The organism is Streptomyces sp. NPDC001351 (assembly GCF_042896045.1).
Classification (GTDB): Bacteria; Actinomycetota; Actinomycetes; order Streptomycetales; family Streptomycetaceae; genus Streptomyces.
This window is the reverse complement of sequence record NZ_JBIAWS010000001.1, coordinates 958424-985276: the sequence shown is the minus strand read 5'-3', so window position 1 is coordinate 985276 and position 26853 is coordinate 958424. Positions and strand designations below refer to the sequence as shown.

Sequence of the window (26853 nt, the reverse complement as noted above, 5' to 3'; positions counted from 1 at the left end):
GGTCAGCAGCATGATTGATCACGGTCATGACCTGGCGTCTGTACGTGACGCAACGGACCGGCTGCTCAGCGCAGCCGCCAAGCTGGACAACGCATCGGTGGCCGAGCCGTCACGGCTTCCTGGTTGGAGCCGCGGCCATGTCCTCGCCCACCTCGCCCGCAACGCGGACGCCCTGGTGAACGTCCTCGAGGGCCGTCCCATGTATCCGTCCGGGGAGGCCCGCGACGCCGACATCGAGCGGGACGCCCCACGCCCCCTCGACGTCCAGCTCACCGACCTGCGCGACAGCGCGGCCCGCTTCCAGGAGACGGGCGCGGCGCCGGCGGACTGGTCGCGCACGGTGGAGCTGCGCAACGGAGTCACCGACTCGGCGTCCAGGGTGCCGTTCCGCCGGTGGGTCGAGGTGGAACTGCACCATGTGGACCTCGGCATCGGGTACGAGCTGGAGGATCTGCCGTCCGAGTTCTCACAGCGGGAGATCGATTTCCTCGCCGCACGCTTCTCCGGGCATCCCGATGTGCCCCCCACAGAGCTGACGGACGGTACGCGCACGTGGCGGACGGGCCGGGAGGCCACGGAGCCGGAGGTCACCGTCTCGGGCCCGGGGCCGGAGCTGCTCGGCTGGCTGGCCGGCCGCCGCGACGGCTCCGGACTCACCGTGCAGGGCGGCCCGCTGCCGGCGCTCCCCCCGTTGTGACCGCGCGGCCCATGGCGGGGGCTCCTGCCGCGCTCCCCCGCTATAGGCTGCCGCCATGACGTACAGCGGACAGGTGACGGTCGGCGGCCCGGCGGATGTGCACGAGCTGAAGGACCTGATGATCACCAAGATCGCGGTCGGCCCGATGGACAACAACGCCTATCTGCTGCGCTGCCGGGCCACCGATGAGCAGTTGCTGATCGACGCGGCCAACGACGCGGACACGCTGCTCGGCATGATCGGTGACGACGGCATCGCCTCCGTCGTCACCACCCATCAGCACGGCGACCACTGGCAGGCGCTCGCCCAGGTCGTCACGGCCACCGGCGCCCGCACCTACGCGGGCCGGGAGGACGCCGTCGGCATCCCGGTGCCGACCGACGTCCTGGTCGACGACGGCGACACCATCCGGGTGGGGCGCGTGGAGCTCACCGCTCGCCACCTGGTCGGGCACACGCCGGGCTCGATCGCCCTCGTCTACGACGACCCGCACGGGCATCCCCATGTCTTCACGGGGGACTGCCTCTTCCCCGGGGGCGTCGGCAACACCCGTAAGGATCCGAAAGCGTTCGCCAGTCTGATCCACGACGTCGAGACGAAGATCTTCGACGTGCTTCCGGACGAGACCTGGGTCTATCCCGGGCACGGCAACGACACGACGCTGGGCGCGGAGCGGCCGCAGCTGCCGGAGTGGCACGCGCGCGGGTGGTGAGAACGCCGAACGGCACACAGGGGCGGTCAGGCACTACGACCTGACCGCCCCTGTACGCCTCGGCCCGCTTGCCGCCTCGAGAGGACGGGCCCTGACCCATGGGAGTCATGCCCTACAGCGCGCAGGGCGGCCGATGCGTCACATCCCGGTGGCGCAGACCTCGTGATGTGCAGGGGAGCGCCCCGCGCTCGGTCCGCGCTCCGGCGCGAACTCCCCGTACACCCGCGCCGACTTGACGCACGCGCCCCGTGTGAACCATTCACACGAGCCGAAGTCCTGCGCGCGCTCCCCGGGCACCTTGTTGCGCAGTCAACTGGAAGCAGCCCCGCACAGGATGACGGCTCCTGCGCGGTATGGGCCGCCGGTCTTTCCATCCCCGCCCTCGACCGGCGGCCCCGGCGTTCTCTCCGGAAGATTTCACAAGATCGCAACACGTGTTCCCACTATGCGGACAATTCCCGTCGTGACCTCGACAAACGGGACGCCGGACTGCCACTCTCCCGCCATGCACCTCGCCCCTCGCGCACTGCGCCGCGCCGTCGCCGCGGCAACCATAGGCCTGCTCGCCACCGCTGTCGGCTGCGCTCCGCAGCCGGAGGACAAGGCGGCGGCCACACCGTCCGGTTCGGCCTCGAAGACCTGCGCCAAGGGCAAGTTGGCCACCAAGGCGTCCGGCAAGCTGACGATCGCCACGGACGAGCCCGCCTACGAGCCGTGGTTCAAGGACGACAAGCCCGCCAACGGCAAGGGCTTCGAGTCGGCCGTCGCCTATGCGGTGGCGCAGCAGCTGGGCTACGACAAGAGCGCCGTCGTCTGGCAGCAGGTGCCCTTCAACAAGGCCTTCGCACCCGGCGTGAAGACGTTCGACTTCGACATCAATCAGGTGTCCATCAGCAACGAGCGCAAGAAGGCCGTGGACTTCTCCTCCGGCTACTACGACGTGCGCCAGGCCGTCATCGCACTGAAGGGCTCGAAGGCCGCGAAGGCGACCAGCATCGCGGATCTCAAGGGCCTCAAGCTGGGCGCCCAGGTGGGCACCACGAGCCTGAACTACATCAGCGACGTGGTGAAGCCCTCGCAGGAGGCGGCCGCGTACTCCAAGAACGACCAGGCCATCTCCGCGCTCAAGAACGGCCAGGTGGACGCGATCGTCACCGACCTGCCCACCGCCTTCTACGTCACCGCCGCCCAGGTGACCGACGCCAAGATCGTCGGTCAGTTCGAGAACCAGGGCGGTACGCCCGAGCAGTTCGGTCTCGTCCTCGACAAGGGCAGTGACCTCACCTCGTGCGTGTCGTCGGCCGTGGACGCCCTCCGCAAGGACGGCACGCTGGCGAAGCTGGAGAAGCAGTGGCTGTCCGACGCCGTCGACGCCCCGGTACTCAAGTGACGGTCACGAAGGAGGAGTCCGGGCAGGACGCGGGCCAGGGTGACATGCCCGACGGGTACACCCCGTCCGAGCGGCGGCTGGCACGCGAGCGCTACAAGCGCGCGCGTGCCCGTCGTGCGACGGCCATCGCCGCCGTCTCGACGCTCGTCACCGCCGTCGTCCTCTACCTGGTCGTCGTCAGCGCTCCCGGCTGGGAGCGCACCAAGGAGACCTTCTTCGACGCGGGCTACGCACGCGAGGCGTTCCCCAAGGTCCTCGAAGGGCTGTGGCTCAACATCCGGCTGCTGCTGATCTGCGGTGTGCTGGTGCTTGTCCTGGGCATGCTGATCGCCGTCGCACGGACCCTGCCGGGGCCGGTGTTCTTCCCCCTGCGGGCGCTCGCGGCCGCGTACACGGACTTCTTCCGCGGTCTGCCGCTGATCATCAACCTGATGATCGTCGTCTTCGGCGTTCCTGCGCTGCGCCTCCAGGGCGTGACCGTCGATCCCGTGTGGCTGGGCGGTACGGCGCTGACCCTGACGTACTCGGCGTACGTCGCCGAGGTGTTCCGCGCAGGCATCGAGTCGGTGCATCCGTCGCAGCGCGCCGCAGCCCGCTCGCTGGGCCTGACCAACCGGCAGGCGCTGCGGCACGTGGTGCTGCCCCAGGCGGTACGCCGTCAGGTGCCGCCCCTGCTGAACGACCTGGTGTCGCTCCAGAAGGACACCGGGCTGGTGTCGATCGGCGGTGCGATCGACGCCGTCCGGGCGTCCGACATCATCGCCCAGCGGAGCCTGAACTACACGCCGTACATCGTCGCGGGCCTGGTCTTCGTGGCGCTGACCATCCCGATGACCCGCTTCACGGACTGGGTGACGGCACGGATGGACCGCCGGCGGGCCCAGGGAGGATCGATATGAGCGACGCGCCCGTGCTGCGCATGGAGTCCGTGCGCAAGACCTTCGGCGACTCGGTCGTCCTGCGCGACGTCGACCTGGAGGTCGCGCCGCACACGGTGACCGCGCTGATCGGCGCCTCCGGCTCGGGCAAGTCGACGCTGCTGCGGTGCGCGAACCTCCTGGAGGAGATCGACGACGGGGCGATCTGGCTGGACGGCGAGGAGATCACCGATCCGCGCGCCGACCAGGACGCGGTACGCCGCCGTATCGGCGTGGTCTTCCAGGCCTACAACCTGTTCCCGCACATGACGGTCCTGGACAACATCACCCTCGCCCCGCGGCGGGTGCACGGCGCCTCCCGTGCGGAGGCCGAGGAGCGTGCCCGGGAGTTGCTGGAGCGGCTCGGGCTCGGCGGCAAGGCGGGCGAGTACCCGGACCGGCTGAGCGGCGGTCAGCAGCAGCGTGTGGCGATCGTGCGCGCCCTGGCCGTACGGCCGCGGCTGCTGCTGCTCGACGAGATCACCGCCGCCCTCGACCCCGAGCTCGTCGGCGAGGTCCTCACCGTGGTGCGAGACCTTAAGGTCGACGGCATGACCATGGTGCTGGCCACGCACGAGATGGGCTTCGCCCGGGACGTCGCCGACCAGGTTTGTTTCCTGGACTCGGGGGTGGTCCTGGAGCGCGGAACCGCCGAGCAGGTCTTCGGCGACCCGCAGCAGGAACGCACACAGCGGTTCCTGCGACGGATCGTGGAAGCGGGCCGGCTGTAAGACTCGCGCGCCTGGTGAGCGGGGCTTACGCGTCGGCCTGAGCGGCCCCCGCCAGCGCCGCGACGCGCTCCACGCCGAACACGTACCCCTGCACTCCGCATCCGGCGATGACGCCGTCGGCGCGCAGGGAGACGTAGGAGTGGTGCCGGAACGACTCGCGCCGGTGGATGTTGGAGATGTGCACCTCCAGCACGGGCAGTCCGTCGCACGTGTTGAGCGCGTCCAGAATCGCGACTGACGTGTGGGAGTAGGCCCCGGGGTTGATGACGATCCCGCAGTGGTTCAGCCGTGCCTCGTGGATCCAGTCGACCAACTCGCCCTCGTGGTTGGACTGCCGGAAGTCCACCGTGCCGCCGTGCGCGGCGGCCGCCTTGGCGCACAGGGCCTCGACGTCGGCGAGGGTGTCCTTGCCGTAGATCTCCGGCTGGCGCTGGCCGAGCAGGTTCAGGTTGGGCCCGTTGAGGATCATGATCGGGGCGTTGGCCAGGGTACGGGGCACGGTTCCTCCGGTCCGGTGGTGTGCGGCGATCCGTCGAGGACCGCTGTTCGCACCCGGTTTATCACGGTGCCTTCGCGGCGGGACGGCCCGCACTCCCGACGGGACGCCCGGCGCATCACCGTCACGTACCGGCGAGGCCCGAGCACGCCCGTGCGCCCCCGTAACCCGCTGTCACCGTGGGTAGTTGACGCGACATGCACGACGTACGCACCGTAATGAGACCCTCCATGCTGCGGCTCGCGGCCGCCTCGCTCGCCGGGACAGCCATCGAGTTCTACGACTTCTTCGTCTACGGGACCGCCGCGGCACTGGTCCTGGGCCCACTGTTCTTCCCGGCGTTCTCACCGGTGGCGGGGACGCTCGCCGCCTTCGTCACCTTCGGCGTGGGCTTCGTGGCGCGGCCGCTGGGCTCGGTGCTGTTCGGGCACATCGGGGATCGGCGCGGGCGCCGGCCGGTCCTGGTCGGCTCGTTGCTGCTGACCGGCGCCGCCACGGTCGCGGTCGGCTGTGTGCCGGCGTACGAGTCGATCGGTGTGGCCGCCCCCGTGCTGCTCCTGGTGCTGCGTTTTCTTCAGGGGCTGGGGCTCGGCGGGGAGTGGGGCGGGGCCGTGCTGCTGACCGCCGAGCACGCGCCCGCCGAACGGCGTGCCCTGTGGTCGAGCTTCCCGCAGGTCGGGCCCGCCCTGGGGTTCCTGCTCGCCAATGGTGTGGTGCTGGCACTGTCCGTGACGCTGTCCGACGCGCAGTTCGCCCAGTGGGGATGGCGGGTGCCGTTCTGGGCGGCGGGTGTGCCGGCCGCGGCGGGGCTGTGGCTGCGGTCGTCGCTCGCCGAGAGCCCCAGCTTCCTCGAGATCGAGGACCACGCGCGCGTGCCGCTCGCGGAGGTCGTACGCGACCACTGGCGGCTCGTCCTGCTCACGGCCGGAGCGCTCTCGGTCGGGTACGCGATCTTCTACACCGTGACGACCTGGTCCCTCGCGTATGCGACGGAGCGGCTCGGAGTCAGCCGTACCGTCATGTTGACCTGCGTCATGGCCGCGGTGGTGGTGAAGGGCGCGCTCACCCCGCTGGCCGCGCTGCTCGGGGACCGCTACGGGCGGCGGCCGATGTGCCTGGTGGGGTGCGCCGCCGCCACCGCGTGGATGTTTCCGACGGTCTACCTCCTCGCGACCGGTCAGCCGCTGCTGATGTTCGCCGGCTTCCTGGGGGCGCTGCTCGCGTTCGTCACGATGTTCGGAGTGATCGCCGCGTATCTGCCCGAGCTGTACGAGCCGCGGGTGCGCTGCACAGGAGCGGCCGTCGGCTACAACCTCGGTGGGGTGCTCGGGGGCGCGCTCACGCCGATCGCGGCGACGGCGCTGGCCGCGCACGGGGGCCGGGTGCCGTGGGGCGTGGGCGCGTATCTGACGGCAATCGCGCTGTTGAGCCTGGGGTGCTTCGCGCTGCTGCCGGAGACACGGCCGGCGGCGGTGGTCGTCGCGGAGCCGGTCATGGATTGACCGCGAGCTCCAAGTACGCCGCGAACAGCACCAGATGGACCCCGCCCTGCAGCGGTGTGGCCCGGCCCGGCACCACCGTCAGCGAGCTCACCACCACGGTCAGGGCGAGCAGCACCATGGCCGTGGAGCCGAGGCCGAGGACGAGCGGGCCGGAGAGCCAGACGGAGGCCAGAGCGACGGCGGGGATGGTCAGGCCGATGCTGGCCATGGCGGAGCCGAGGGCGAGGTTCAGGCTGGTCTGCACGCGGTCGCGGCGGGCGGAGCGCAGGGCCGCGATGGTCTCCGGGAGCAGCACCAGCAGGGCGATGATCACGCCGACGACCGCGTGGTGCAGTCCGGCGGCCTCCACTGCGGACTCGATGGTGGGCGACACGCCCTTGGCCAGTCCGACCACGCCGATCAGCGCGAGACCGAGCAGGCCCAGGCTGATCCAGGCGGTGCGGACGGCCGGGGTGTCCGCGTGGTCGTCCCCGGTGATCACCCCGCCCTGGCGGCTGATGGGCAGGAAGTAGTCGCGGTGCCGCACGGTCTGGGTCGCGACGAACAGGCCGTAGAGGATCAGTGAGGAGACCGCGGCGAAGGTGAGCTGTACGCCGGAGAACTCCGGGCCCGGCTTGCTGGTGGTGAACGTCGGCAGTACCAGGCTGAGCGTGGCCAGGGTGGCGACGGTGGCGAGCGCGGCTCCGGTCCCTTCAGGGTTGAAGACCGCGGTGCCGTGGCGCACGGAGGCGACCAGCAGACAGAGGCCGACGATGCCGTTGCAGGTGATCATCACCGCCGCGAAGACCGTGTCCCTGGCCAGGGTCGAGCTCTTGCCGCCGCCATCTGCCATCAGGGTCACGATCAGAGCGACCTCGATGACCGTGACGGCGACGGCGAGCACGAGCGAACCGAAGGGTTCGCCGACCCGGTGGGCGACCACCTCGGCATGGTGCACGGCGGCGAGGACGGCGCCGGCGAGGACGAGGGTGACCACAACGACCACCGCGGCGGGCAGATCACGCCCCCAGGTGAAGGCAAGCAGCACGATCGCGAGCACCGGCACGACGGACGTCCACTGCGTCGTGAGCGACCCGAGCCGAGCGATCATGCAGCGATCGTCGCAGAGGCGTACGGGCCCCGCACCCTGGCGGTACGGGGCCCGGGCCGGTCACTTCAGCTCGGTCATCTCCCGGACGTCGCAGTCGGTGAAGGAGGGTGGCCGGCTGCACAGCGCGGCCATCTGCTCCGCCATCCTGCTCGTCTCGGGATCGCTGTTGTTGCGCATGGCCTCGTCGTACGAGTCGAACTCGATCACGACGAGGTAGCGGCCCGGCTGATTCCTGTCCTCGAGGACCAGGCGGTGCGTCGGGCCGCCGCTGCGGCTCGAGGCACGCTTGTCCGCTTCCTGGACCAGCGCCCGCATCTCCTCGATGCGCTCGGTTTCGAAGTCGATGATCTGCGCGAACTTCATCGGTGCTTCCACGATGCCTCCACCCGGCAGCGGCGCTCCCGGGCGGAAGCGCTCAGCACTCAACGAAGCACCGGGAGGGGTGGTCGGCAATTCGCCGCGCACCGCTCCCGGTGCTGGTTGTTTCTACGTCCGTCGCAGTCAGGCCTGGATGCTGTCCTTCGCAGCGCCTTCGCTCTCGCCGTGCGCCGCCTGAGCCGCCGCCTGCTTCTTCGATGCCCGCAGGCTGGTGATGGTGGTGACCACGAGGACCGAGCAGATCACGCCGAGGGAGACCGGGATGGAGATCTCCGGGACGTGCACGCCGGACTCGTGCAGCGCGTGCAGCACCAGCTTGACGCCGATGAAGCCGAGGATGATCGACAGGCCGTAGCTGAGGTGGACCAGCTTCTTCAGCAGTCCGCCGATCAGGAAGTACAGCTGCCTGAGGCCCATCAGCGCGAAGGCGTTGGCGGTGAAGACGATGTACGGGTCCTGGGTCAGGCCGAAGATCGCGGGGATCGAGTCGAGCGCGAACAGGACGTCGGTGGTGCCGATCGCGAGCATCACGACCAGCATCGGCGTCATGACCCGCTTGCCGTTCTGCTGGATCCACAGCTTGGTGCCGTGGTAGCGGTCGGCAACGCCGAAGCGGCGCTCGGCGGCCTTGAGCAGCTTGTTCTCCTCGAACTCCTCGTCCTCCTCATCGGCCCGGGCCTCCTGGATGAGCTTCCAGGCGGTCCAGATGAGGAAGGCGCCGAAGAGGTAGAAGACCCACGCGAAGCTGGCGAGGATCGCCGCACCGGCCGCGATGAAGATCGCCCGCAGGACCAGGGCTATGAGGACTCCGACGAGCAGCACCCGCTGCTGGTACTGGGAGGGCACCGCGAACTTCGCCATGATCAGGACGAAGACGAAGAGGTTGTCGACGCTCAGGGACTTCTCGGTGATGAAGCCCGCGAAGAACTCGCCGCCGGCCTGGCCGCCACCGAAGAGGAGCAGACCGAGGCCGAAGAGACCGGCCAGGGCGATCCAGACGACCGTCCAGATTCCGGCTTCCTTGATCGAGACGTCGTGCGGCTTGCGGCCGATGAAGAAGTCGACCGCGATCAGGGCGGCAAGGCCCACGATGGTCAGGACCCACAGGGTCGGGGAAACATCCACTGTGCCTCCGGCAATACGTAACGGCAGATGACCAGCGTCGTCGCGCTGCCGGAGGTCTCTTCCACCCAGGGTGGGCCGACGCCCCGGGATCAGCTCTGATCCGTATTGACGGGTACGCCGCAGTCGACAGGGAGTACTCCCCTCCGTGAGGACTACAGTACCCCAATCACCAAGGGAAGGTAAAGCGATTAGCAAAGTAAAGGTCAAAGTGCCAGTTCAGGACACCCTTACCGGTACTTGGTGCGAGCCGTTGCCACCTGGGTGAGGACCTGCTGGAGCACCTGGCTGCCGGGCGGCACGAGGGCCGGCTCGTAGGTCCAGGCATGGCCGACCCACGGGTCGGCGAGATGGTCGTCGGGCAGCGGGGTGAGACGCAGCAGCGAACGCCACAGGGGGTCGAGCAGAGGCCCGTAGCCGGCGGCCTCCTCGCGGTCCGCGACCATCATCAGATGGACGCCCACGGCCGGGCCCTCGTCCGCGAGGTAGCGCAGCTGGGTCACCGCCCGGTCGTCGAAGCCGTGCGGGAAGTCGTTGACGATCAGGAGCTGCTCGGCGGTGTCCAGGCCGGGCGGGAGCGAGTCGGCCGCACCGCCGCGCACCGCCATCTGCACCAGGTCGACGCGCTGGGTGAGCCGGGTCAGGACGTCCGCCACGCCTGCCGCGCCCAGGGCGGGCGGGGTCGCGAGCACGCCGCTGTGCACCAGCGGCGTGAGCGCCTGGGCTGCGGAGCCGGCCGGGTCGATGACATGCACGGTGAACTCGCCCGCGGGGTAGACCGCGAGCAGTCGTGCCGCGAGTGCCACCGCCGTGTCCATCGCAAGGCGTCCCAGCTCATCGGCGTTTACGGACGAGTCGTCGAGGGACGCGGGACGTCCGCTGTCGATCCACAGGCCGCGTTCGAGCGGCAGGCGGACCAGCATCGGGATGCGCAGCAGCTCGCTCTCGGGCAGCGAGAGGTCGCCCAGGCGCAGGGCCATGGGGATCTCCATCGGCACCCGGTAGCCGTGCCACACGGGGTTGTCCCAGCGCGCGTACGCGGGCGGCAGCGCGGGCTCGACGACCTCGGCCTCGGCGGCAAGCTGGGCGAGGTCCCGGTCGAGCGCCGCCCTGGCCTGGTCGACGAGTTGCGCGTGCTTGGCGCGGGCCGCCTCACGCGCGGCGTCGCCCTGTCCGCCGATTCTGCTGCGCGGGTCGGACAGGGCCTGGTCGAGTTCCTTCTCCATGCGCGAGTCGGCGAAGTCGACGGCGCTGCGGTAGGCGGCCGTGGTGCGGGCCAGGTCCTCGAACATCCCCCAGACCTGGTTGTACAGCCGCTCGTCCATGGACCAGCCGGTCGCGTCGCCCGCGACCGGCGGCGCGGGCTGTCCGGGCGGGGCCGGGGGCGCGGTCGGCGGGGGCGGTGGCGGAGCGGCGGCCTGCCGGCCCGGGTGGCTGTAGTCGACCGGGCCACCGGCAGTGGGCGAGGACGGCTGCGTGACCGCGGAAGGATCCGCCGGGTAGCCGGGCTGGGTGCCCTGTGGTCCGTACGGAGATGTGGGTTGCGGGGGTACGGGGCCGGGGGCGCCCTGGGGCGCCGCGGCCTGGTCGGGTCCGTACGCCGGCGCGGCGGCCTGGCGGGTGCGATCCCCCTCCGCGGTGCGCTGCGGGGGTGCCGGCACCGATCGGGCAAGGCCCTGGGCCACCGCCTCGTTGATGATGCCCGCCAGGCGGTGGGCCTCGGTCAGGCCCTGGTCGGCGAAGAGCTCGGCGAGGCCGCCCGCATACCCCTGGCCGACGGCACGCACCTTCCAGGCGCCCTGCCGGCGGTAGAGCTCCAGGGCGACGACGGCGCACTCGGCGTCCAGACCGGTGATGGTGTAGCTGGCGACCTCGGTGCCGTCCAGGCCGGTGACCGCCACGAAGGGGGCGGCGACCGTACCGAAGCGGACCGGGCCCTGTCCGCCCGCCGTGGGCAGGGCAAGCAGCACGTTGACCCGGTGCACGGCCTCCGGCATGGCGTCCAGGTCCACCGCGAGACGGTGGTCGGCGGCCGCCTGCTTGGAGACCTCGAGCCCGGGCAGGGTGGGCGCGCCCGGGTGGGCCACCCAGTCGACGCCGCGTGCCTTGCCGTTTTCGTCGCTGAGCGTGGCCGAGGCCACGAGCGGCGTGCCGGCCGCGACCCGGATCTCCAGACGGGACTGGGAGAGCGGGTGGTTCTGCCCCCGCACCAGCTCGGCCGTCATCGCCCTCGTCCCCCTGTGTCGCTGGTGTGTCGTGTCGAGTGCCGCCAGGGCCGGTCTTCGTGGCGGGCCCTGGCGGGGTGGGCTCTACAGGTGCGGCAGGATCGCCGGCATCAGGTCCTGGAAGGTGCGGCCGTTGGCCGGGGTGCCGAGGGCCGTCATCGTCCAGCCCGGGCCCGAGCGGTGCACCTTCGCCATGATCTGCGCCGTGTAGGCGCCGCCGCCCGCCAGCGTGTAGCGGGCGAGCTCCTGGCCGTTGGTCTCGTCGACCAGGCGGCAGAACGCGTTCTGCACCTCCTGGAACGTCTGGCCGGTGAAGGAGTTCACGGTGAAGACGATCTGGTCGATGTGGACCGGGACACGTGCCAGGTCCACGAGGATCGCCTCGTCGTCGCCGCCCTGGCCCACGCCGCCGACCAGGTTGTCACCGGTGTGGCGCACGGAGCCGTCGTCGCTCACCAGATGGCGGAAGAAGACGACGTCGACCGGCTGCTTGTCGGCGAACAGGACGGCGGAGGCGTCCAGGTCGATCTCCCGGGTGCGCGAGCCGAACAGGCCGCGCCGGGGAGCCGCCTGCCAGCCGAGACCCATACGGACCGCGGTCAGGCTGCCTCCGTCGTTCTTCTGCAGACTGATGGCCTGACCCTTGGTCATGTTGACGGTCACGCGCTGTTCCCCTCTCGAACTGTCCCCTGTTGCCGCAAAGTCCGCGGTTGCCCAAAACCCTACGCAGGGCCGCCGAGACTGCCGCACCCCGGCCCGTACTTTGTGTCGGTCTTGCAACACAGAACGGATGGGCCGAGGTCCGGCAGCGGCAGCGGGTGGTCAGGCCAGCCCCGCCTCCCTCATCTGACGCAGTTCCTTCTTCATCTCGGAGACCTCGTCGCGCAGCCGGGCCGCGATCTCGAACTGGAGGTCGGCGGCGGCCGCCCGCATGCGCGCCGTCATCTCCTCGATCTGCTCGGCGAGTTCGGCGGCGGGACGGTCGGTCGGGACCGTCTCCTTGGCCTTGCCCTTGGCGGACTTGGCACCGCCGGCCGCCTTGGAGCCGAGGGCGGGTACCGGTGCCTTGGCGCCCTTGCCGTCCTTCAGCTTGCGGTAGCCCGAGCCGAGCAGCTGCTCCGTGTCGACGTCCTCTCGGGCGATCTGGGCGACGATGTCGTTGATCTTCTTGCGGAGCGGCTGGGGGTCGATGCCGTGGGCCGTGTTGTACGCGACCTGCTTCTCCCGGCGGCGGTTGGTCTCCTCGATGGCCTTCTCCATCGCCGGCGTGATCTTGTCGGCGTACATGTGGACCTGGCCGGAGACGTTGCGCGCGGCGCGGCCGATGGTCTGGATCAGCGACGTACCGGAACGCAGGAAGCCTTCCTTGTCGGCGTCGAGGATGGCCACCAGGGACACCTCGGGCAGGTCGAGACCCTCGCGCAGCAGGTTGATGCCGACCAGGACGTCGAACTCGCCGGAGCGCAGTTCGCGCAGCAGCTCGACACGGCGCAGGGTGTCGACGTCGCTGTGTAGATAGCGGACCTGGATGCCGAGCTCCAGGAAGTAGTCCGTGAGGTCCTCGGCCATCTTCTTGGTGAGGGTGGTGACCAGGACGCGCTCGTCCTTCTCGGTGCGGGTGCGGATCTCGTGCACCAGGTCGTCGATCTGGCCCTCGGTGGGCTTGACGACGACCTCCGGGTCGATCAGGCCGGTGGGGCGGATGATCTGCTCCACGGCGCCGTCCGCGCGCGAGAGCTCGTACTTGCCCGGGGTCGCCGACAGATAGACCGTCTGCCCGATGCGCTCCTGGAACTCCTCCCACTTCAGCGGCCGGTTGTCGAGGGCGGAGGGCAGCCGGAAGCCGTGGTCGACGAGGGTGCGCTTGCGGGAGGCGTCACCCTCGTACATCGCGCCGATCTGCGGGACCGTGTTGTGGGACTCGTCGATGACCAGCAGGAAGTCGTCCGGGAAGTAGTCCAGCAGGGTGTTGGGCGGAGAGCCGGGCTGCCGGCCGTCGAAGTGCATCGAGTAGTTCTCCACGCCGGAGCAGGAGCCGATCTGGCGGAGCATCTCGAGGTCGTACGTCGTCCGCATCCGCAGGCGCTGGGCCTCCAGCAGCTTGCCCTGCTTCTCCAGCTCGGCCAGGCGCTCGCCGAGCTCCTTCTCGATGTCGTTGACCGCTCGCGCCATGCGCTCGGGGCCCGCGACGTAGTGGGAGGCCGGGAAGACGTACAGCTGCTGGTCGTCGCTGATGATCTCGCCGGTGATCGGGTGGAGCGTGGAGAGCGCCTCGATCTCGTCGCCGAACATCTCGATGCGGACGGCGAGTTCCTCGTAGACCGGGAAGATCTCGATGGTGTCACCGCGGACGCGGAAGGTGCCCCGGGTGAAGGCCAGGTCGTTGCGTGTGTACTGGATGTCGACGAAGCGGCGCAGCAGCTGGTCGCGGTCGATCTCGTCGCCGACTTTGAGGGGGACCATGCGGTCCACGTACTCCTGTGGCGTGCCGAGGCCGTAGATGCAGGAGACGGAGGCGACCACGACGACGTCGCGACGGGTGAGCAGCGAGTTCGTCGCCGAGTGGCGCAGGCGCTCGACCTCCTCGTTGATCGAGGAGTCCTTCTCGATGTAGGTGTCCGACTGCGGGACGTAGGCCTCGGGCTGGTAGTAGTCGTAGTACGAGACGAAGTACTCGACCGCGTTGTTCGGCAGCAGCTCGCGGAACTCGTTCGCCAGCTGGGCGGCCAGGGTCTTGTTCGGCGCCATCACCAGGGTGGGGCGCTGAAGCTTCTCGATCATCCACGCGGTGGTGGCGGACTTGCCGGTGCCGGTCGCACCGAGCAGGACGACGTCCTTCTCGCCTGCCTCGATGCGCCGGGCGAGCTCGGCGATGGCCTGCGGCTGGTCGCCGCTGGGCTGGTAGGGGCTGACGACCTCGAAGGGCGCCACCGTGCGTTCGATGTTGGAAACGGGCCGCATGGAATCAACCGTACGACCCGGCACTGACAACGCCGGCCGATCAGCGGTTTTGCGGGGTGCGGGCGCTGCGTCGGCCCGGCTGCCTGGCCGGGCGGAGCGGGGGGCGGTGGGCCGGGTGGTGGACGGCCGGGTGGGCCGGGACGCCCGGCTTGGCCTCGACGGGGGTCAGGGCGGGCTTGCCCATGACCATCAGCGGGTCGAACATCACGACCACCGCGGCGAGCAGGAGGAAGGCGAGGGGGCCCACCAGCATGGGCCACAGCGCCGCGGCGGGCGAGTCGCCGGCGGCCGGGGCGGCAGTGTCGTGGAGGTGGACGCTGAGGGCCGCCATACCGGTGTAGTGCATGCCGCTGACGGCGAGCCCCATGACGAGGCTCGCGCCCACGCTCCACAGGAAGCCCCTGACCTGTCCGGCCGCCCACAGGGCGGCGGTCGCGGCCACCATCGCGATGACGACGGAGGCGCCGACGGTCATCGTGTTGTATTCCAGCTTTCCGTTCAGGCGCATTCCGGCCATGCCCAGATAGTGCATCGAGGCGATTCCCAGGCCGGTGATCGTGCCCCCGGTGAACAGGGCCGTTCCCCTCGCGCCCTTGTAGCCGACGATGAAGATCCCGACACCCACCATGACAATGGCGACACCGAGGCTGGCGAACGTGATCGGCTTGTCGTAGTGGATCGGGGCCTGTCTGACCGTGAACCCCATCATCGCGACGAAGTGCATGGTCCATATGCCGGAGCCGATGGCCGCCGATCCGAGGGCCAGCCAGCCCGGCCGCCAGGAGTGGGCGACGAGCATGGATCTGGTCGTGCAGCGCAGCCCCAGGGCGCCACCGAGGGAGGCCATGAGATAGGCCACCACCGGTGTGACGAGTCCGTAGCTGAATCCGTCGACCGTGCCTTGCATGCGCGGCTGCCCTTCCCGCCCTCTTACGTCCCGGAATTCCCTGAAATGCGCCCCCTCCCAGGACCGCCCGAGCGGTCAGGGTTGAGGCAGAGAGTATGACTCCCACCAGAATGGTCGAACGATTTTCCGGCAAAGAAACACGTCGTTGCCCCAGTTGTGCGGCCGCAGTGAGCGGACTTGGGCGACTCCATTCAATGTGTGGTCGTTCTGTAGCCCACCGTCGCTGACGCTCTGCTGTCACAGTTGAGCTGTCCGTGTTCACACGACGCGAGGAGTACGCATGCACGCGCGCGCAGTCGCCGCCTTCACCACCGCGCTCCTGGGGACCGCCGCCCTCCTGCTGCCCGGCTCCGCCGCGCGGGCCGGCGACGTCGACGAACGACCACTGGTCATCGGGCACCGGGGGGCGTCCGCCTACGCGCCCGAGAACACCCTGGCCTCCATCGACAAGGCGGCCCGGCTGGGCATCCCCTGGGTGGAGAACGACGTCCAGCGCACCAAGGACGGCGAGCTCGTCGTCATCCACGACGACAGCCTGCAGCGCACGACCGACGTCGAGGAGGTCTTCCCCTGCCGCACGTCCTGGGAGGTGAAGGACTTCACCGCGGCCGAGATCGCACGGCTCGACGCGGGGAGCTGGTTCGGCCGCCGCTATGCGGGCGAGCGCGTGCCGACGCTCGACGCGTACATGCGCCGGGTCGAGCACAACCACCAGAAGCTGCTGCTGGAGATCAAGAATCCCGAGCTGTATCCGGGCATCGAACAGCAGACCCTGAAGGTGCTCGCCAACGACGGCTGGCTCGACCCGCAGCACCTGGCCGACCGGCTTGTCGTACAGAGCTTCAGCGCGGACAGCCTGCGGATCGTCCACGGCCTGAAGCCCGCCGTCAGGACGAGCTTCCTCGGTACACCGCACGCCTCGGAGCTGCCCGCCTACGCGCGCTTCACCGACGGGATCAATCCCTCCTTCGGCTCCATCTCCACGGGTTACGTCGCCGCCGTGCACGCCTTCACGGGACCGCACGGGAAGCCGCTCAACGTCTTCACATGGACCGTGAACGACGCCGACACCGCCCGGCAGGTCACCCGGTACGGCGTGGACGGCATCATCACCAACGAGCCCGACGTGGTCCGAGCCGCGCTGCAGGCGCCCTGAGCCCCGTTCTCCGGGCGTTGTCAGTGGCGGGCCGTACGGTGGGCGCATGGACAGCGATGGGCAGTACGAGCAGCAGGTCGTGTGGGCGGTGGTCGGTACCGGGATCGGTCCGCTGCTGCTGGCCGCGACCCGCGAGGGCCTGGTGAACGTCGTGTTCCACGCCACGGACGCGGTGCGTGACCGGGCACTCGAGCGGTTGGCGTCCCGGCTGGGCGGCGAGCCCGTCGAGGCACCCGACTCGCCCCTGCTGGCCGAGGCGATAGGGCAGGTCGAGGCGTACTTCGCGGGCGAGCGGCGCGCCTTCGAACTGCCGCTGGACTGGTCGCTGATCTCGGGCTTCAACCGGCAGGTGCTGCGCGAACTGGCCGCGGGAGTGCCGTACGGCGCGGTCGTGGGCTACGGCGACCTGGCCGGGCGAGTGGGTCAGCCGGGCGCGGCCCAGGCGGTGGGGGTGGCCATGGGGTCCAATCCGCTGCCGGTGGTCGTGCCCTGTCACCGGGTGGTGGAGAGCGACGGGGGCATCGGCGGGTTCGGGGGCGGGCTGGAGACGAAGCGCAAGCTGCTCGCGCTGGAGGGGGTGCTGCCCGAGCCGCTGTTCTGAGAGACCCGGGCTCCGGGGAGGCGCGAAGGTGGCCGGGAAGCGAAGGCGGTAGCAGACTCCGGGGCACCTCGCTGGCCCGCCCGGGCACCTCGCTAGGCGTAGTGCCGGGCCTCGAGGATGTTTCCGTCCGGGTCGCGGAAGTAGAAGCTGCGCCTGGCCTTTCCGCGGGCGCCGAAGGAGTCGTAGGAGAACTCGGAGACGGGGACGGCGCGTTCCTCGAGGCGGCCGTGCAGGGCGTCGAAGTCGTCGCCGGACAGCGCGAGGCAGACGTGGTTGACGGGGTGGCCCGCGCTGTCGGCGGCGCCGGGGAGCACCTTCATGTGCTCCGCCATGGAACGGGGCATGAGGTCGAGGATGGTTTCGTCGTTGAGCCGTACCGAGGGGAACGACGCCCTCCCCGCGGAGAACTCGGTGATCCTCAGGGGACGCAGCCCGACTGCCTTCTCGTAGAAGTCTGCCGAGGCGACCGGGTCGTGCACCCACAGGACGACATGGTCGAGACGTGTCGCGTTGTCCGTCATGTTCTTCAGGCTGGTACCGGCTCCGCCCGGGCCGCAAGGGTGTGACCGGAGGTCCCGGTCGCGGGACTATTCCTTGCTCCCCCAGGCCGAGATCATCGGGGCCGTGGCCAGGTCCATCCCGCCGGCCTCGATGTTCGCCAGGTGGCGGTCGATCTCCTCGTCGGTGGCGAGGTTCGCGGTGACGAGGGTCTCGCGGATCTGGCGGATCGTGGCCGACTCGAGGGCGGCGCAGGCCGGGGAGGCGATCGGGAAGTACGCGTCGGCCTCGACGCCGTGCAGGCCGGCCTCGCGGAGCAGGCGTGGCAGGCGGCGGCCGTAGGAGAGGTCGGCACCACGGTCGGCGAGCAGCCGGCGGAAGCCGTGCCGCAGACGGTTGGCGAGCCGTTGCTCGGGACCGTGCTCGTCGGGGCAGACCAGGGGCTGCAGGGCGGGGTCGGCATCCTCGATCAGGAGCCTCCCGCCGGGCCGCAGGGCCTTGATCATCGAACGCAACGCCCGTTCGCGGTCCGGCACATGGACGAGGACCAGCCGGGCGTGCACCAGGTCGAAGCCCTCGCCCGGCGGTTCCTCGGCGCCCACGTCGTGGACGCGCACGTCCACCGGCGGGCGGGACACGGACGCGAGCAGCGACGTGTCGATGTCGGTGGCGACGACCTGTCCGGTCGGGCCCACCTTCTCGGCCAGCCAGGACACCACGGAGGTGCCGCCCGCACCGACCTCCCAGCAGCGCCGGCCGGAGTCGACGCCGAGCCTTTCGAGGTGCCGGAAGGTGGTGGGGTCGAAGAGGGTGGCGAAGGCGTCGAAGCGCTCTGCTGCCTCGGTCTGCCGGTTGTCGAGGAGATAGCCGTCGGATCGCTTCATGACGCGATCATCCCAGTTGCCCGGCTTGCGGGAAGCGTCGACGAGTCACCTTCGGCAAGCCGGGCAGACGTTCCGTGGGCAGACCCCTTCGTCCACAGGCGGGAACCAAACGGAATGCCCTGCTCCCACAGGCTCACCCACCCCTTACACAGACCTGGCACACTGGCGCGCCAAGGCACCGACAGGCGGCTCACCACGGGGGCGAACCGCGAACCGCGTATCAAGCCCGGAGATCCACGCAAGGAGATCCATATGTCCATGGCAGGGAATCTGCGCAAGGTCACCCACCTCAGCGGGGTCGGCGGACTGCGCAAGGTGGCACGGCTGGCCAGGCGACGGCCACGCGTCGACCTGAGTCACCCGGCGCGGTCCCCGCTGGGCTCCTCGGTGGTGAACTGTGTGACATACCGGGACGGCGTGCGGGTGCCCGGGGGCAGCGACCTGGTCGACGCCGTCGAGCGGGTGCGCAAAAGCGGTGACGGGTTTGTGTGGCTGGGTCTGCACGAGCCGACGGACCAGGAGTTCGCGGGCATCGCCGAGCTCTTCGATCTGCATCCGCTGGCGGTCGAGGACGCGGTCGAGGCCCATCAGCGCCCGAAGCTGGAGCGGTACGGAGAGACGCTGTTCGCGGTGTTCAAGACGGTCTGCTACGTCGAGCACGAGGAGCTGACGGCGACCAGCGAGGTGGTGAACACCGGCGAGATCATGGTGTTCGTCGGCGAGGATTTCGTGATCACGGTCCGGCACGGGATGCACGGTTCGCTGGGTCCGCTGCGCGAGGGCCTGGAGGCCGAGCCGCAGCAGCTCGCCAAGGGGCCGGCCGCGGTGCTGCACGCGATCGCGGACCATGTGGTCGACGACTATCTGCTCGTCACCGACTCGGTGCAGGCGGACATCGACCAGGTGGAGATGGACGTGTTCGCGGAGAACGGCGCGCGGGCCGACCCCGGCCGGATCTACCAGCTCAAGCGTGAACTCCTCGAGCTGAAGCGGGCCGTGGTCCCCCTCGGCCGCCCCGTCGAGGACCTGGCGACCCGGCCGATCCGGGTGGTCGACCCGGAGATACAGGCCTACTTCAGGGACGTCCTCGACCACCTCATGCGGGCGAAGGAGCAGATCGCGTCCTTCGACGAGCTGCTCAACTCGATCCTGCAGGCGCATCTCGCGCAGGTCACGGTCGCGCAGAACGAGGACATGCGGAAGATCACGGCCTGGGCGGCGGTGATCGCCGTACCGACGATGGTCTGCGGTGTGTACGGCATGAATTTCGATTACATGCCGGAGCTGCACTGGAGTTTCGGATACCCCCTGGTCATAGGCGTGATGGCGGCGGCCTGCCTGGTGCTGTACCGCGGTTTCCGGCGCAGCGGCTGGCTGTGAGGCGCTCCGTCGGGCGGGTCAGTGCGTCGTGCTCCGCGCGTACACGCTGTGCGCGAAGTCGGCGATCTGCTCCTCCGTCAGGTGGCGGGCCACATCGGCCTCGCTGATCATGCCGACCAGCCGCTTGTTCTCGATGACGGGGAGCCGGCGGATCTGGTGGTCCTGCATCTCCCGGAGCACGTCACCGACGTCGGCGTTCGCGTCGATCCAGCGGGGGGTGCCGTGGGCCATCTCGCCGGCGGTGACCTTGGCCGGGTCGTGGCCCATGGCCACGCAGCCGATGACGATGTCGCGGTCGGTGAGAATTCCGCAGAGCCGCTCGTTCTGGTCGCTGATGGGCAGGGCCCCGACGTTCAGTTCGCGCATCAGCTGGGCCGCGCGGTCCAGTGTCTCGTGGGCGGGGATCCACTGGGCGCCGCGGTGCATGATGTCTCCGGCGGTGGTCATGGAGTACCTCCCGGTGCCGGACGGCCGGCGCGGCGCGGGAAGGCACCGCTAGTCCCGGCGCCCTACATTGTCGTCGCGTGGCCGGGCACCTGCACCCGGAACTCGGCGGTAACGGGCGCCCGGGGAACGCCGTCCCGGAAGCCTCAGGCCGAGAAACCCACGATCTTCCGCGGAACGATGCGGATGATCACGCGGACCTCGTCGTCCTTCTCACCGGGCGGGTCGATGCCGAGGTACTTGTGCGAGAGCTCGTACGGGAGCTGTTTGTCCTCGTCGGGGAGGATCTCGGCGGTGCCGCGGATCTCGACCGAGGTGTAGGGGTCGGCGAGATCGAAGACCGAGAGGCTGATGCGGGGGTCGCGGCGGAGGTTGCGCACCTTCTGGCGTCCGTCGGTGGAGGAGAAGAGCACGGTGTCGCCCTCGCGCTTGATCCAGACCACGGAGTTCTGCGGGGCGCCGTCGGGGCCGAGGGTGGCGACGCTGGCGAAGTTCTTGCCGTCGAGAAGGGTGCGGACGGAGTCGGCGAAGGGGACGGGATCACTCGGGGAGGTCGTCATGGCACCACGGTAACTGCATGCACGTGCATATAAAAGGGGGTTTGCCGATCAACTCCTCGGCGGATCAACCCCTCCATGCCGGGTGGCGTGGGTCGTCGGCTCGCACCAGGACGTCGGCCGTGCCGGCCGGGTCGGTCTCGTCCGCGTACCGCTCGAAGGCGGGAAGTGTCCAGTGGTCGGCCTCGGGGGTGCGGCGGCGGAGGGCGCCGGGCGAGAGAAGGACATGGACGGTCAGGTCGAAGGGGAACCAGTGGCGCAGCAGGAGGGGGCCGTGCAGCAGCAGAAAGCCACCGGGCGGGAGTTGGGCGTAGGGAGTGCGGGTGGCACGGTCGGTGACCGGGTCCCACAGGTCGGGCAGGACGCGTCCGTCGCCGCCGGGTTCGAGGGGGCCGAAGACCTCGCGCCACAGGGCGCCGGTGTCCAGCCAGCCGTCGTAATAGGCGTCGACGTCGTGGTGGCCGTACTCGAGGCGGACGGAGGCGGGCCGCAGAAAGCCCTCCGCGCCGACGGTCAGCGAGGGGCGGCCGCGTACGCGCAGTGCTTCGGCGACGCGTTCGGCGAGGTCTCCCGGGCGGGCTGCCGGGGCTCCGTCGAAGGCGATGCGGGGCCAGGGGCTGCCGTCGGCGGGCTTGAGGTCGAGCAGTCGCTCGGCCAGGAGGTCGCCGAGCCGGTCCCAGGTGATCGCTTCGAGTCGCACATGGCCCATGATGCGTCAGCCGAGGGCCGGGACGCGCTTCGCGCCGACGGAAGGGCGGCGCCGAGGAGGAGAGGAGGGCGAGGGCGCAGTGGGCGCGATTTCGTGGTAGTCCGCAGCGCCCCCGGGGGGAAGGAAACACCTATGGCACGTCTTGCAACTCCTGCGTCCCGCACCGGGATTGTCGTCTTCCAGCCGATCAAGAGACGGCACTGCGGGGAGTGTCATGCGGGGCCGTTGCCGCTGCTCGTGCTCGAGGAGGGGGCACCGCGGTGTCTCGACTGTGCCGACCTCGGGCATCTGGTCTTCCTGCCGCGCGGCGACACCGCGCTGACAAGGCGGTCACGGGAGGAGAGTGCGCTGTCTGCGGTCGTGGTGCGCTTCAACCGGCGCAAATCGCGGTACGAGCGGCAGGGCGTCCTGGTCGAGGAGGCGGGGCTCGCCCGGGCCGAGCAGCGGTGCCTGGCGGACGCGGAGGCGCGGCGGCGGCGCCGGGTGCGGGACGCCCGGCGGCGGATCGCGGAGGACCTGCGGTTCACGGAGGCGTTCGCGGCGGAGATACGACGGCTGTTTCCCGGATGCCCGGCGGAGCGGGCCCGGGCGATCGCGGCGCATGCGTCGGTGCGGGGCAGCGGCCGGGTGGGCAGGAGCGCGGCGGGGCGGGCGCTGTCCGAGGGGGCCGTGGTCTCGGCGGTCGCGGCATCCGTACGGCACGTGGACACGCCGTACGACCAGCTGCTGATGAGCGGAGTACCGCGACACGAGGCTCGGCGACGGATCGGGGCGGCGGTGGAGACGGTGCTGCTCGGGTGGCGCTCGCAAGAGGCGGGGATCGGTTGACGCCCGCGGGGCCCGCCGGTGCGGGGCGGGATCGGTCGGCGAAAGGGCGGGATCGGCTGGACGCTCGCGTATGTGGCCGCGCCCTTCGGCCATGGTCACTGTGCTCGTACGGGAATTCACTTGTGGTGACGGGAGGTGCCGGGGAAGATCTCGGCTCTACGCGGGAGTTGACGACATGATCGCTGGACCCTATTTCTGGCTGACGGTGCTGGGGGTGCTCGGGACCGGTCTGGTGGCCGGGGTGTTCTGCGGATTCTCGACGTTCGTGATGAGGGGGCTCGCCGCGCTCCCGCCCGCGCAGGGCGTGGCCGCGATGAACGCGATCAACGCGACCGCGGTGATGCCGGCGTTCATGATGGTGTTCGTGGGGTCGGCGGTGCTGTGCGCGGTGCTCGCCGTCGTGACGTTCGTGCTGTGGCCGGACGACGGGCGGGTGGAGCTGCTGGTGGGCAGCGCACTGTATCTGTTCGGCTCGTTCGGCGTGACCATGGTCGCGAACGTACCGCGCAACGACACGCTGGCCAGGCTGGACCCGGGCACCCCGGAAGCCGCCGCGTACTGGCCGTCGTACATACGCGAGTGGACGTTCTGGAATCACGTGCGGATGGTCGCCTCGGCCGGTTCGGCGGTGGCGTATGTACTGGCGCTGACCTGAGCGGAACGGAAGGACGGAAAGAGGGGCGGAAAGCGCTGTCCATCCCCTCTGCGCACGGGGCCGTGGAGTCGTATCGTGGCCGGAAGAGTGCCGCCCGATGACGCACGGCTCGTCACATGCGTAGGCAAGGAAGACGGCCATGGCCGATCCCAAGGGATTCATGACCACGCCTCGCCAGGACTGGCCCCGCCGCCCGGTCGCGGAACGGGTCCAGGACTGGGACGAGGTCTATGTCCCCGGAGCGCTGCTGCCCATCATCAACAAGCAGGCCGACCGGTGTATGGACTGCGGCATACCGTTCTGCCACGACGCCTGTCCGCTCGGGAATCTGATACCGGAGTGGAACGACCTGGTCAGCCGGGACGACTGGCGGCAGGCCGCCGACCGGCTGCATGCCACGAACAACTTCCCCGAGTTCACCGGGCGGTTGTGTCCCGCGCCGTGCGAGGCGGGGTGCGTGCTCGCCATCAACCAGCCCGCGGTCACGATCAAGAACGTCGAGGCCGCCATCGCGGACCAGGCCTGGGAGCTGGGCTTCGCGCCCCCGCGGCCGCCGGACCGGCTGTCCGGGCGGACCGTCGCGGTGATCGGGTCCGGGCCGACCGGGCTGGCCGCGGCCCAGCAGCTGACACGGGCCGGGCACACGGTCGCCGTGTACGAGAAGGACGACCGGCTCGGCGGGCTGATGCGGTACGGCATTCCCGAGTTCAAGATGGAGAAGCGCCATCTGGACCGGCGGCTGGAGCAGATGCGGGCCGAGGGAACCAAGTTCCGTACGTCGACGGCGGTCGGGCGGGACGTCGGGGCGGCGGAGCTGCGGGCCCGGTACGACGCCGTGGTGATCGCGACGGGAGCGACAGCGTGGCGTGAACTGCCCGTGCCCGGGAGGGAGTTGGCGGGGATACAGCAGGCGATGGAGTATCTGCCGCTGTCCAACCGGGTGTGCGAAGGGGACGTGGAGAGCTCCCCGATGTCCGCCGCCGGGAAGCACGTCGTCATCGTCGGCGGCGGTGACACCGGGGCGGACTGCCTGGGGACCGCGGTACGCGAAGGGGCCGCGTCCGTCACCCAGTTGGACATCTACGCCCAGCCCGGCGCCGAGCGCGACGAGGACGCCGAGCCCTGGCCGACGTACCCGAAGATCTACCGGCTGTCGGCCGCACACGAGGAGGCCCGGGATCTGGAGACGGCGCCGGCGGCGGACGCGGACGCGCGGCTGTTCGCGGCGTCCACGCTCCGCTTCACCGGCGACGAGAGCGGGCATGTGCGGTCGCTGCACCTGGTAGAGGTGGACGCGGCCCGGCGTCCACGGCCCGGCACCGGCCGGACGCTCCCCGCCGACCTCGTGCTGCTCGCCCTGGGCTTCTCGGGCCCCGACCGTCAGGACGGGCTCGTCGACCAGCTGGGGCTGGCGATGGAGCCCCGCGGGACGATCACCCGGGATGCGGGGTTCGCGACGAACGTGTCCGGTGTGTTCGCGGCCGGGGACGCCGCACGGGGGCAGTCGCTGATCGTGTGGGCGATCGCGGAGGGGCGGGCGGTGGCGGCGGCCGTCGACCGTTATCTGACGGGGAGTTCGCAGCTGCCGGCGCCCATTGGGCCGTACGACCGTCCGATGACGGTGTAGCGACCGGCTAACGGCGCCGCTCGTCCGTCCCCGCCACCTTGCCCGTCGAGAGGGCCACCCGGTTCCAGGTGTTGATCGTGAGGATCAGGGCGAGAACGTGGGCCAGTTCCTGCTCGTCGAAATGGGCTGCGGCCCGCGCGTAGACCTCGTCCGGGACGCCGGCGTCGGCCACCAGTGTCACCGCCTCCGTCAGGGCGAGGGCGGCCTGTTCCCGTTCGGTGAAGAAGTGGCGGGCCTCGCGCCAGACGGCCACCATGTGCAGCCGGTCCTCGCTCTCGCCGGCCTTGCGGGCGTCGCTGGTGTGCATGTGCAGGCAGTATGCGCAGTGGTTGAGGTGCGAGGCCCGGATCTGGATCAGTTCGACGAGGGCCGGGTCGAGTCCCTCACGGGCGGCGGCGTCGAAGCCGATGAGGGCACGGAAGACCTTCGGAGCGGACTTCGCGAAGTCCAGGCGAGCCGTCGTGATGTGCGTCGTGTTCGTCGTCATGTCCTTCAACCTATGCGGCGGAAAGACCCACGCTAGGGTGCACTTCCATGGCGAAAACATGGGTCAATTCCGCCGAGCGGATCGGGGCCGACCTGCATCTGGAGCTGGCCGAGGCGGGTGGGCGGCGGGCCGCGCTCATCGGGGCGCTGCGCGACGCCGTACGGGAGGGCCGGCTTGCTCCTGGCACCCGGCTGCCGCCGTACCGCTCGCTCGCCGCCGACCTCGGTGTCGCCCGCAACACGGTGGCCGACGCGTACGCGGAGCTGGTCGCGGAGGGCTGGCTGAGCGCCCGGCAGGGCTCGGGCACCCGGGTGGCAGACCGTGCCGAACCCCTGCGGCAGTCCGAGCGGACGCCCCGAGAGGCACCTCCACGCGCGCGTGGCCCACGCCACGATCTGCGCCAGGGCACCCCGGACGCGTCCGCGTTCCCGCGTGCGGCCTGGATGGCGTCCTATCGGCGGGCCCTGCAGCAGGCACCCAACGAGGTGTTCGGCCCCGGAGATCCCGCCGGCCGGATCGAGCTCAGGGAGGCGCTCACGGAGTATCTGGCACGCGCGCGTGGTGTGCGCACCGAGCCGGACCGGATCGTGATCTGCTCCGGTTTCGCCCACGGGCTGCGGTTGCTCTTCGGCGGCCCGGACCGGGGCCTCGCCGGACCGCTGGCCGTCGAGGCGTACGGGCTGCCGTTCCACCGTGAGCTGCTCGCGGCCGCGGGCGTGCGGACCGTGCCGCTCCCCCTGGACGAACAGGGGGCACGGGTGGACCGGCTGGCGCGGGAGCGGGCCGTTCTGCTCACGCCCGCGCACCAGTTCCCCACCGGCGGTCCGCTGCACGCGGAACGCCGGGCCGCGGTGGTGGACTGGGCACGCGCGCGTGGCGGGGTGATCGTGGAGGACGACTACGACGGGGAGTTCCGTTACGACCGCAGGCCCGTCGGGGCGGTCCAGGGGCTCGACCCCGAGCGGGTGATCCTGATCGGCTCGGTCAGCAAGAGCCTGTCGCCGGCCGTGCGGCTGGGCTGGATGGTGCTGCCCGGGCGGTATGTGGACGGTGTGCTCGCGGCCAAGGGCGAGCGCGAGGCGTGGGCGAGCGTCCTCGACCAGCTGAGCCTCGCCGACTTCATCGTCTCCGGCTCGTACGACCGTCATGTGCGGCGCATGCGGCAGCGGTACCGCAGCCGCCGCGACCGCCTCGCCGCGGCGCTCGCCGAGCACGCGCCGCACATCGAGGTCACCGGGGTCGCGGCGGGCCTGCACGCGGTGCTGCGGCTGCCGCCCGGCACGGAACGGTCCGCCGTCAAGGCCGCCGCCTGGCAGGGCGTCGCCCTGGACGGACTGGCCGAATTCCGTCATCCGGCGGCGGACACGGCGGCCCAGGACGGCCTGGTCGTGGGGTACGCGACGCCCTCCGAGCATGCGTACGGGGCGGCGTTGGAGGCGCTGTGCGGGGCGCTGCCGCCGGAAGCGGACGAGCCGCGTACCCCGTCGTCCTGACCCGGCACCGGCTCCCCCAGCTCGGGATGCCACAGCTGCGGCACCGCGCGTGAACTCCGCGCGGGAGCGCAGTGCCAGGGTGACGCCCGTGGCCTTGAGCTGCTTCGGCCGCGCCGTATCGAGGAACTGCCGTACCCCGTGCCGGGCCATCCACTGCGTGGCGCGGTGCAGGAACGCCCGGTTGACCCGCGCCGTCACCGGCACCCGTGGGTCGAGGGCTGGCATGCGGCGGCCCATGGCCTCGTCCACCGGGTGGGTGTCCTTGCCGCCGAAGTACTAGTCGTACATCCGGGCGGGGTGCGGCTTGCCGGTGTCGATCTCAACCATTAATTGATGATCCATCAGTTCGCAATCAAGACTTGGTTCACCATCAGGACGGGCAGTTGATCAAGTGTCCGAGCAGGCG

At 70.3% G+C, this 26853-nt stretch carries 27 protein-coding genes and 1 pseudogene; 13 read left to right on the top strand and 15 right to left on the bottom strand.

Annotated elements, in window-relative coordinates; all coding sequences use genetic code 11:
- Window positions 1–10 precede the first annotated feature (10 nt).
- From ACFY1U_RS04535 to ACFY1U_RS04515, 5 genes are all read left to right on the top strand, one after another.
- Complete coding sequence (locus ACFY1U_RS04535; protein ID WP_390692641.1) at window positions 11–697, top strand: maleylpyruvate isomerase family mycothiol-dependent enzyme; 687 nt, start codon at window positions 11–13, stop codon at window positions 695–697.
- 55 nt (window positions 698–752) lie between these two features.
- Window positions 753–1409 carry an MBL fold metallo-hydrolase gene (locus ACFY1U_RS04530; protein ID WP_390692640.1) on the top strand — a complete coding sequence of 219 codons (657 nt, stop codon included), beginning with the start codon at window positions 753–755 and terminating at the stop codon, window positions 1407–1409.
- A gap of 505 nt (window positions 1410–1914) precedes the next feature.
- Window positions 1915–2799, top strand: coding sequence for an ABC transporter substrate-binding protein (locus tag ACFY1U_RS04525; RefSeq protein WP_390692845.1), 885 nt, complete (start codon window positions 1915–1917; stop codon window positions 2797–2799).
- Window positions 2796–3698, top strand: a complete 903-nt coding sequence (locus ACFY1U_RS04520) for an amino acid ABC transporter permease (protein WP_115908817.1) — start codon at window positions 2796–2798, stop codon at window positions 3696–3698. The genes ACFY1U_RS04525 and ACFY1U_RS04520 overlap by 4 nt, the downstream gene beginning before the upstream one ends.
- Window positions 3695–4447 (top strand): amino acid ABC transporter ATP-binding protein, encoded by a 753-nt coding sequence (locus ACFY1U_RS04515; RefSeq protein WP_390692639.1) that lies wholly within the window; start codon window positions 3695–3697, stop codon window positions 4445–4447. Before ACFY1U_RS04520 ends, ACFY1U_RS04515 begins: the two co-directional genes overlap by 4 nt.
- Window positions 4448–4472: 25 nt before the next feature.
- Here ACFY1U_RS04515 and aroQ read toward each other — a convergent pair whose 3' ends face one another.
- On the bottom strand, window positions 4473–4946 hold the full coding sequence (gene aroQ / locus ACFY1U_RS04510) for a type II 3-dehydroquinate dehydratase (protein ID WP_383587474.1): 474 nt from the start codon (window positions 4944–4946) through the stop codon (window positions 4473–4475).
- Between the two features lie 227 nt (window positions 4947–5173).
- Here aroQ and ACFY1U_RS04505 point away from each other — a divergent pair, with 227 nt between their 5' ends.
- The gene (locus tag ACFY1U_RS04505; protein WP_390692638.1) at window positions 5174–6445 is read left to right on the top strand and encodes an MFS transporter; all 1272 of its coding nucleotides are present in this window, start codon (window positions 5174–5176) and stop codon (window positions 6443–6445) included.
- Here the strand turns inward: ACFY1U_RS04505 and ACFY1U_RS04500 are convergent.
- From ACFY1U_RS04500 to ACFY1U_RS04470, 7 genes are all read right to left on the bottom strand, one after another.
- Window positions 6435–7535, bottom strand: a complete 1101-nt coding sequence (locus ACFY1U_RS04500) for a calcium:proton antiporter (protein WP_390692637.1) — start codon at window positions 7533–7535, stop codon at window positions 6435–6437. The two genes, ACFY1U_RS04505 and ACFY1U_RS04500, sit on opposite strands and share 11 nt — an antisense overlap.
- A gap of 60 nt (window positions 7536–7595) precedes the next feature.
- Window positions 7596–7910 (bottom strand): hypothetical protein, encoded by a 315-nt coding sequence (locus ACFY1U_RS04495; RefSeq protein WP_390692636.1) that lies wholly within the window; start codon window positions 7908–7910, stop codon window positions 7596–7598.
- A 126-nt stretch (window positions 7911–8036) separates the two neighbouring features.
- On the bottom strand, window positions 8037–9038 hold the full coding sequence (locus ACFY1U_RS04490; RefSeq protein WP_389083228.1) for a TerC/Alx family metal homeostasis membrane protein: 1002 nt from the start codon (window positions 9036–9038) through the stop codon (window positions 8037–8039).
- Window positions 9039–9265: 227 nt separating this feature from the next.
- Complete coding sequence (locus ACFY1U_RS04485; RefSeq protein WP_390692635.1) at window positions 9266–11260, bottom strand: TerD family protein; 1995 nt, start codon at window positions 11258–11260, stop codon at window positions 9266–9268.
- A gap of 84 nt (window positions 11261–11344) precedes the next feature.
- Window positions 11345–11923 (bottom strand): TerD family protein, encoded by a 579-nt coding sequence (locus ACFY1U_RS04480; RefSeq protein WP_115908810.1) that lies wholly within the window; start codon window positions 11921–11923, stop codon window positions 11345–11347.
- A 159-nt stretch (window positions 11924–12082) separates the two neighbouring features.
- Window positions 12083–14221: an excinuclease ABC subunit UvrB gene (gene uvrB / locus ACFY1U_RS04475; RefSeq protein ID WP_390692634.1), complete on the bottom strand. Its 2139-nt coding sequence runs from the start codon at window positions 14219–14221 to the stop codon at window positions 12083–12085.
- Between the two features lie 40 nt (window positions 14222–14261).
- The gene (locus ACFY1U_RS04470; protein ID WP_390692633.1) at window positions 14262–15128 is read right to left on the bottom strand and encodes an MHYT domain-containing protein; all 867 of its coding nucleotides are present in this window, start codon (window positions 15126–15128) and stop codon (window positions 14262–14264) included.
- A 280-nt stretch (window positions 15129–15408) separates the two neighbouring features.
- Here ACFY1U_RS04470 and ACFY1U_RS04465 point away from each other — a divergent pair, with 280 nt between their 5' ends.
- The gene (locus tag ACFY1U_RS04465) at window positions 15409–16284 is read left to right on the top strand and encodes a glycerophosphodiester phosphodiesterase (protein WP_390692632.1); all 876 of its coding nucleotides are present in this window, start codon (window positions 15409–15411) and stop codon (window positions 16282–16284) included.
- A 46-nt stretch (window positions 16285–16330) separates the two neighbouring features.
- Window positions 16331–16885, top strand: a complete 555-nt coding sequence (locus ACFY1U_RS04460; protein ID WP_390692630.1) for a methylated-DNA--[protein]-cysteine S-methyltransferase — start codon at window positions 16331–16333, stop codon at window positions 16883–16885.
- A 92-nt stretch (window positions 16886–16977) separates the two neighbouring features.
- On the opposite strand, the gene ACFY1U_RS04455 is transcribed toward ACFY1U_RS04460, so the two are convergent.
- The gene (locus ACFY1U_RS04455) at window positions 16978–17406 is read right to left on the bottom strand and encodes a VOC family protein (RefSeq protein ID WP_390692629.1); all 429 of its coding nucleotides are present in this window, start codon (window positions 17404–17406) and stop codon (window positions 16978–16980) included.
- Between the two features lie 66 nt (window positions 17407–17472).
- Complete coding sequence (locus tag ACFY1U_RS04450) at window positions 17473–18267, bottom strand: methyltransferase domain-containing protein (RefSeq protein WP_390692628.1); 795 nt, start codon at window positions 18265–18267, stop codon at window positions 17473–17475.
- Window positions 18268–18519: 252 nt separating this feature from the next.
- Here ACFY1U_RS04450 and corA point away from each other — a divergent pair, with 252 nt between their 5' ends.
- Window positions 18520–19647, top strand: coding sequence for a magnesium/cobalt transporter CorA (gene corA / locus ACFY1U_RS04445; protein WP_390692627.1), 1128 nt, complete (start codon window positions 18520–18522; stop codon window positions 19645–19647).
- Window positions 19648–19665: 18 nt separating this feature from the next.
- Here corA and ACFY1U_RS04440 read toward each other — a convergent pair whose 3' ends face one another.
- The 3 genes from ACFY1U_RS04440 to ACFY1U_RS04430 form a co-directional block, all read right to left on the bottom strand.
- Window positions 19666–20094, bottom strand: coding sequence for a CBS domain-containing protein (locus tag ACFY1U_RS04440; protein ID WP_390692626.1), 429 nt, complete (start codon window positions 20092–20094; stop codon window positions 19666–19668).
- A gap of 143 nt (window positions 20095–20237) precedes the next feature.
- Complete coding sequence (locus ACFY1U_RS04435) at window positions 20238–20651, bottom strand: PPOX class F420-dependent oxidoreductase (RefSeq protein ID WP_390692625.1); 414 nt, start codon at window positions 20649–20651, stop codon at window positions 20238–20240.
- Window positions 20652–20715: 64 nt separating this feature from the next.
- Window positions 20716–21357 carry a uridine kinase gene (locus ACFY1U_RS04430; protein ID WP_185124001.1) on the bottom strand — a complete coding sequence of 214 codons (642 nt, stop codon included), beginning with the start codon at window positions 21355–21357 and terminating at the stop codon, window positions 20716–20718.
- A 132-nt stretch (window positions 21358–21489) separates the two neighbouring features.
- On the opposite strand from ACFY1U_RS04430, the gene ACFY1U_RS04425 reads away from it, so the two are divergent.
- The 3 genes from ACFY1U_RS04425 (at window position 21490) to ACFY1U_RS04415 (ending at window position 24467) form a co-directional block, all read left to right on the top strand.
- A complete protein-coding gene (locus tag ACFY1U_RS04425) occupies window positions 21490–22185 on the top strand; it encodes a DUF2293 domain-containing protein (protein WP_390692624.1) in 696 nt (231 codons plus the stop codon).
- Window positions 22186–22360: 175 nt separating this feature from the next.
- A complete protein-coding gene (locus ACFY1U_RS04420) occupies window positions 22361–22840 on the top strand; it encodes a DUF1772 domain-containing protein (protein WP_390692623.1) in 480 nt (159 codons plus the stop codon).
- A 139-nt stretch (window positions 22841–22979) separates the two neighbouring features.
- Window positions 22980–24467, top strand: a complete 1488-nt coding sequence (locus ACFY1U_RS04415) for a glutamate synthase subunit beta (RefSeq protein WP_390692622.1) — start codon at window positions 22980–22982, stop codon at window positions 24465–24467.
- A gap of 7 nt (window positions 24468–24474) precedes the next feature.
- Here the strand turns inward: ACFY1U_RS04415 and ACFY1U_RS04410 are convergent, their stop codons facing one another.
- A complete protein-coding gene (locus tag ACFY1U_RS04410; RefSeq protein ID WP_390692621.1) occupies window positions 24475–24954 on the bottom strand; it encodes a carboxymuconolactone decarboxylase family protein in 480 nt (159 codons plus the stop codon).
- A 47-nt stretch (window positions 24955–25001) separates the two neighbouring features.
- On the opposite strand from ACFY1U_RS04410, the gene ACFY1U_RS04405 reads away from it, so the two are divergent.
- Window positions 25002–26447, top strand: a complete 1446-nt coding sequence (locus tag ACFY1U_RS04405; RefSeq protein ID WP_390692620.1) for a PLP-dependent aminotransferase family protein — start codon at window positions 25002–25004, stop codon at window positions 26445–26447.
- Between the two features lie 117 nt (window positions 26448–26564).
- Here ACFY1U_RS04405 and ACFY1U_RS04400 read toward each other — a convergent pair.
- Window positions 26565–26789, bottom strand: a pseudogene (locus tag ACFY1U_RS04400) (SAM-dependent methyltransferase); the annotation flags it as partial.
- Between the last annotated feature and the right edge of the window lie 64 nt (window positions 26790–26853).

Bases quoted from the DNA above. Each gene is read 5' to 3' on its own strand.
- ACFY1U_RS04535 (WP_390692641.1), top strand. From the start codon at position 11: ATGATTGATCACGGTCATGACCTGGCGTCTGTACGTGACGCAACGGAC.
- ACFY1U_RS04455 (WP_390692629.1), bottom strand. From the start codon at position 17,406: ATGACGGACAACGCGACACGTCTCGACCATGTCGTCCTGTGGGTGCAC.
- ACFY1U_RS04515 (WP_390692639.1), top strand. From the start codon at position 3,695: ATGAGCGACGCGCCCGTGCTGCGCATGGAGTCCGTGCGCAAGACCTTC.
- ACFY1U_RS04485 (WP_390692635.1), bottom strand. From the start codon at position 11,260: ATGACGGCCGAGCTGGTGCGGGGGCAGAACCACCCGCTCTCCCAGTCC.
- corA (WP_390692627.1), top strand. From the start codon at position 18,520: ATGTCCATGGCAGGGAATCTGCGCAAGGTCACCCACCTCAGCGGGGTC.
- ACFY1U_RS04405 (WP_390692620.1), top strand. From the start codon at position 25,002: ATGGCGAAAACATGGGTCAATTCCGCCGAGCGGATCGGGGCCGACCTG.
- ACFY1U_RS04420 (WP_390692623.1), top strand. From the start codon at position 22,361: ATGATCGCTGGACCCTATTTCTGGCTGACGGTGCTGGGGGTGCTCGGG.
- ACFY1U_RS04430 (WP_185124001.1), bottom strand. From the start codon at position 21,357: ATGGGCCATGTGCGACTCGAAGCGATCACCTGGGACCGGCTCGGCGAC.
- ACFY1U_RS04460 (WP_390692630.1), top strand. From the start codon at position 16,331: ATGGACAGCGATGGGCAGTACGAGCAGCAGGTCGTGTGGGCGGTGGTC.
- ACFY1U_RS04435 (WP_390692625.1), bottom strand. From the start codon at position 20,651: ATGACGACCTCCCCGAGTGATCCCGTCCCCTTCGCCGACTCCGTCCGC.
- ACFY1U_RS04425 (WP_390692624.1), top strand. From the start codon at position 21,490: ATGGCACGTCTTGCAACTCCTGCGTCCCGCACCGGGATTGTCGTCTTC.
- uvrB (WP_390692634.1), bottom strand. From the start codon at position 14,221: ATGCGGCCCGTTTCCAACATCGAACGCACGGTGGCGCCCTTCGAGGTC.
- ACFY1U_RS04465 (WP_390692632.1), top strand. From the start codon at position 15,409: ATGCACGCGCGCGCAGTCGCCGCCTTCACCACCGCGCTCCTGGGGACC.
- ACFY1U_RS04470 (WP_390692633.1), bottom strand. From the start codon at position 15,128: ATGCAAGGCACGGTCGACGGATTCAGCTACGGACTCGTCACACCGGTG.
- ACFY1U_RS04440 (WP_390692626.1), bottom strand. From the start codon at position 20,094: ATGACCACCGCCGGAGACATCATGCACCGCGGCGCCCAGTGGATCCCC.
- ACFY1U_RS04530 (WP_390692640.1), top strand. From the start codon at position 753: ATGACGTACAGCGGACAGGTGACGGTCGGCGGCCCGGCGGATGTGCAC.
- ACFY1U_RS04450 (WP_390692628.1), bottom strand. From the start codon at position 18,267: ATGAAGCGATCCGACGGCTATCTCCTCGACAACCGGCAGACCGAGGCA.
- ACFY1U_RS04525 (WP_390692845.1), top strand. From the start codon at position 1,915: ATGCACCTCGCCCCTCGCGCACTGCGCCGCGCCGTCGCCGCGGCAACC.
- ACFY1U_RS04415 (WP_390692622.1), top strand. From the start codon at position 22,980: ATGGCCGATCCCAAGGGATTCATGACCACGCCTCGCCAGGACTGGCCC.
- ACFY1U_RS04505 (WP_390692638.1), top strand. From the start codon at position 5,174: ATGCTGCGGCTCGCGGCCGCCTCGCTCGCCGGGACAGCCATCGAGTTC.
- ACFY1U_RS04410 (WP_390692621.1), bottom strand. From the start codon at position 24,954: ATGACGACGAACACGACGCACATCACGACGGCTCGCCTGGACTTCGCG.
- ACFY1U_RS04500 (WP_390692637.1), bottom strand. From the start codon at position 7,535: ATGATCGCTCGGCTCGGGTCGCTCACGACGCAGTGGACGTCCGTCGTG.